5 protein-coding genes are annotated in these 3,660 nt (G+C 32.1%); all 5 read left to right on the plus strand.

Features of this window, described 5'->3' with window-relative positions:
• Positions 1–22: 22 nt before the first annotated feature.
• The 5 genes from BKN05_RS12740 to BKN05_RS12760 all read left to right on the plus strand — a co-directional run bounded on the left by BKN05_RS12740 (position 23) and on the right by BKN05_RS12760 (position 3,444).
• Positions 23–988, plus strand: coding sequence for a relaxase/mobilization nuclease domain-containing protein (locus tag BKN05_RS12740; protein WP_049379698.1), 966 nt, complete (start codon positions 23–25; stop codon positions 986–988).
• 10 nt (positions 989–998) lie between these two features.
• Positions 999–1,418, plus strand: coding sequence for a DUF334 domain-containing protein (locus tag BKN05_RS12745; RefSeq protein ID WP_502686341.1), 420 nt, complete (start codon positions 999–1,001; stop codon positions 1,416–1,418).
• A gap of 199 nt (positions 1,419–1,617) precedes the next feature.
• Entirely contained in the window at positions 1,618–1,860 is a 243-nt protein-coding gene (gene elxI1, locus BKN05_RS12750; protein ID WP_049379700.1) for an epilancin biosynthesis-related protein ElxI1, read from the plus strand.
• Between the two features lie 472 nt (positions 1,861–2,332).
• The gene (locus tag BKN05_RS12755) at positions 2,333–3,148 is read left to right on the plus strand and encodes a replication initiation factor domain-containing protein (RefSeq protein ID WP_502686342.1); all 816 of its coding nucleotides are present in this window, start codon (positions 2,333–2,335) and stop codon (positions 3,146–3,148) included.
• Between the two features lie 11 nt (positions 3,149–3,159).
• Complete coding sequence (locus BKN05_RS12760; RefSeq protein WP_449993692.1) at positions 3,160–3,444, plus strand: hypothetical protein; 285 nt, start codon at positions 3,160–3,162, stop codon at positions 3,442–3,444.
• Positions 3,445–3,660: the final 216 nt, after the last annotated feature.

Here is a 3,660-nt window from a genome sequence, read left to right on the forward strand (position 1 = left end):
TACGTGAAAGGCTTGATGAGATATGGCAACAACTAAATTAGGTAATACCAAATCGGCAAGTCGAGCAATCAATTACGCAGAAAAGCGAGCAGAAGAAAAGAGTGGCTTAAATTGTGATATAGATTATGCGAAATCATCGTTTAAGCAAACTAGGGCGTTATATGGCAAAGAAAACGGTATTCAAGCTCATACAGTTATACAGTCATTCAAGCCTGGCGAAGTAAGACCAGAACAATGTAATCAACTTGGCTTAGAACTAGCCGAAAAGATTGCACCTAATCATCAAGTGGCAATCTATACGCATACAGATAAAGAGCATGTACACAATCATATTGTAATTAATTCAATTGACCTTGAAACAGGACGCAAATATCAAAGTAATAAACAACAAAGAGATTTGGTTAAACAAGCCAATGACGATATTTGTCGAGAACATGGTTTGAGTGTGCCAGAACGAGATACGGCGAAATTGAGATACACACAAGCCGAAAAATCATTGATAGAGAAATACCAATATTCTTGGAAAGATGATTTGAGAGAAAAAATAGAACATGCGAAAGAACATACAAGCGATTTTAAGAGCTTTTCAGAGCATTTAAAGGAATCAGGTATAGAATTTAAGGTAAGGGGCAAAAACGTCTCATATAAGCCGGAAAACGTAAATAAATGGGTACGTGGCAAAACCCTTGGACAAGATTACGATAAGGGGGCGTTAGAATATGAGTTTGAAAGACGAGAGAGAGAAGAAAAACGAGAATCAGAAAAAGACCCAGTCGCAGAGTACACAGACCAGTTCGAAGTCGATTGGGACGCAGTCGAACACAACGCAGAACAACTTAGAAAGACAAGAAATCGAAGAATTGAAAAAGCAAAACAAGCTCATCATCAAGTATCTAACAGAGATACAAGAGAACCAGAACGCACGAGAGAAAGAACAAAAGGACATCACATCGAAATTGACAGGGGCGACGAAGGATTTTCGAGATAATGGTGTTAAAGTGCATAATGAGTTTACTAATATTCTTAAAGAAAAATTGGATAAGGTAAATACAGATGAATTAGCCAATATCATAGGCAGAGATATTTATAAGGTACGTGATGAAAATGAACGAATGCTACAAGAAGTGCGATCATCACATGAAGAGTATCAAAAAAGAATTAAACTCATGTATCGTGGATTTGGAGCAATGTTATTAGTATTTATGCTATTTGCGTTAGTTATGACTATTGGCAGTGATTTTATGGACTTTATACACATAGATATATTACAAAAAGCAATAGCAAGTAAAATTAAAGCGTCTGAAGGCTTTATGACATTTATTTGGTATATTGCTTATGGATTACCTTATATTGTTGCGATAGGTGGTTTTATTTATCTTTATGAATGGATTAGAAAAAAATTCGAAGTCTTTTTCTAAGGATAAGCACGCTATTATGCCGAGAAAATCTATTTGTCGATGAGAGCCCTTAATTAGACTAAAAGCGCCAGCGGTCGGATAGCGTCAGCTATCAAATCGACCGATGGACAGCTTTAGGATTATTAAGGAGCGCAGAATCGTCGACAAATAGAGGAATTGGAATAAGGCAATCATGTTATTGTGAAATAAAAAAAGGAGAATGAAGTTGAAATTTATAACTAAAATGTTAGATGGATTAGCTTTTATTTGTGCAGCATTATTATTTTTAAAGTATGCAGTTATGTCTGCCAATATGATGTTTGATTGGCATTTGCGTTGGTATTTCTTAGAAGATATTCCGCACATGGCAATTATATTATTCATCTTGATGTTTGTTTTTGCAGTTCCGTCAGAAATGATTAAAGATAAACAGAAAGAGAAAAATGGACGTAGTTTAGAATAATTTGGAGCTGATAATATGAAATTCAAAGAAGCATTTGAGAATTTTATAACAAGTAAGTATGTATTTGGTGTTCTAGTAGTTTTAACTGTCTACCAGATAATACAAATGTTTAAATAAAAAAGACCTGATCTGATTAGACCAAGTCTTCTGATAGTGTTATATTAATAAACAAATAAAAAGAAGTCGCCCACTCCCCGACCAAAGTTTGTGGAACGACAAATCCAAATATACTTAACTATGCTATTTGTTAATTTTGTATAATTAGATATTAAACGATATTTGATTATACTTCAACATTTACATTTGACGTTTGGATGGACGACTTCTTAAAACAAATTAAGGAGTCGATTTTTTATGACTGAAGAAAATCATTCAAATTACTTACAAAATAAGGATTTAGACAATTTTTCTAAAACCGGCTACTAGTGGTAATTTTTTTACCACCCCTCAACCAAATTTAAGTTTTGACGCTATGACAATTGTTGGAAATCTTAATAAAGATAATGCAGAACAATTATCAAAATTTATGAGTGTTGAGCCTCGATTTAGACTTTGGGATATTCTACAAACCAAATTCAAAGCTAAAGCACTTCAAGAAAAAGTATATATCGAATATGACAAAGTGAGAGCAGATAGTTGGGATAGACGTAATATGCGTGTTGAATTTAATCCTAATAAATTAACGTATGATGAAATGCTTTGGTTAAAACGCAATGTAATTAGCTACATGGAAGATGATGGATTTACAAGATTAGATTTGGCTTTCGATTTTGAAGAAGATTTAAGCGATTATTACACAATGACTGATAAAGCAGTTAAGAAAACTATATTTTATGGGCGTAATGGTAAACCAGAAACAAAATATTTTGGTGTACGTGATAGTGATAGATTCATTCGAATTTATAATAAAAAGCAAGAACGCAAAGATAATGCCGATATTGAAATTAATTCAGAACACTTATGGCGTGTAGAAATTGAGCTTAAAAGAAATATGGTTGATATGTGGAATAGCTGTTTTGATGATTTGCATATATTAAAACCTAATTGGACTGTACTAGAAAAAATAAAAGAGCAAGCAATGGTTTATATGTTAATTCATGAAGAAGATACATGGGGAAAACTTGAACGACATGCTAAATATAAATATAAAAACTTAATTAAAGAAATATCGCCAGTTGATTTAACTGAATTAATGAAATCGACTTTAAGAGAAAATGAAAAACAATTACAGAAACAAATTACTTTTTGGAAACAAATTACTTTTTGGCAAAATGATTTTAGAATTTAAAATAATTTGGAGTGGTTGTTATGCTTTTTTCAGAAAGAAATTATGAACACGCAATATATAAAAAAATTGCTAGTAATATAATGAATTGTGCGGTAATTGCATGGATATTACTATTCATTTTGAATTCGATGTTTGATTGGACGTTTTTAGATTATATAAATACCTTTGTTAAAATTATATTTATAATTGGATTAATTATTGGTAGTATTCCAGACTTTTTAGAAAAAGATGGTAAAGGTATATTTTGGGATATTGTAATTATCCTAATTTTGATTTTTATATTATTTATACTTTGAATTTGAGTACATTAAATTTTATACACGAAGTGATCATAAAATTTAAAAACGAATGTGCGACCACCATTTTTGGTCGCTTGGGTTTAACGGTTTTTAACTATGAGTGGCTAGCATTTAAGCCACTCATTTTTTGCGTTAGCAAAAACATAAGGGGTATGGGGATATCCCCATCAAGCCGGTATTTTTAGAACGAAGTGGCTATAAAATACGACGCTT

This window comes from Corynebacterium sp. S5S1 (assembly GCF_001913985.1).
Taxonomy (GTDB): domain Bacteria; phylum Actinomycetota; class Actinomycetes; order Mycobacteriales; family Mycobacteriaceae; genus Corynebacterium; species Corynebacterium marquesiae.

Coding starts and splice junctions, on each gene's coding strand:
- BKN05_RS12755 (WP_502686342.1), top strand. CDS start 2,333: ATGACAATTGTTGGAAATCTTAATAAAGATAATGCAGAACAATTATCA.
- elxI1 (WP_049379700.1), top strand. CDS start 1,618: ATGAAGTTGAAATTTATAACTAAAATGTTAGATGGATTAGCTTTTATT.
- BKN05_RS12740 (WP_049379698.1), top strand. CDS start 23: ATGGCAACAACTAAATTAGGTAATACCAAATCGGCAAGTCGAGCAATC.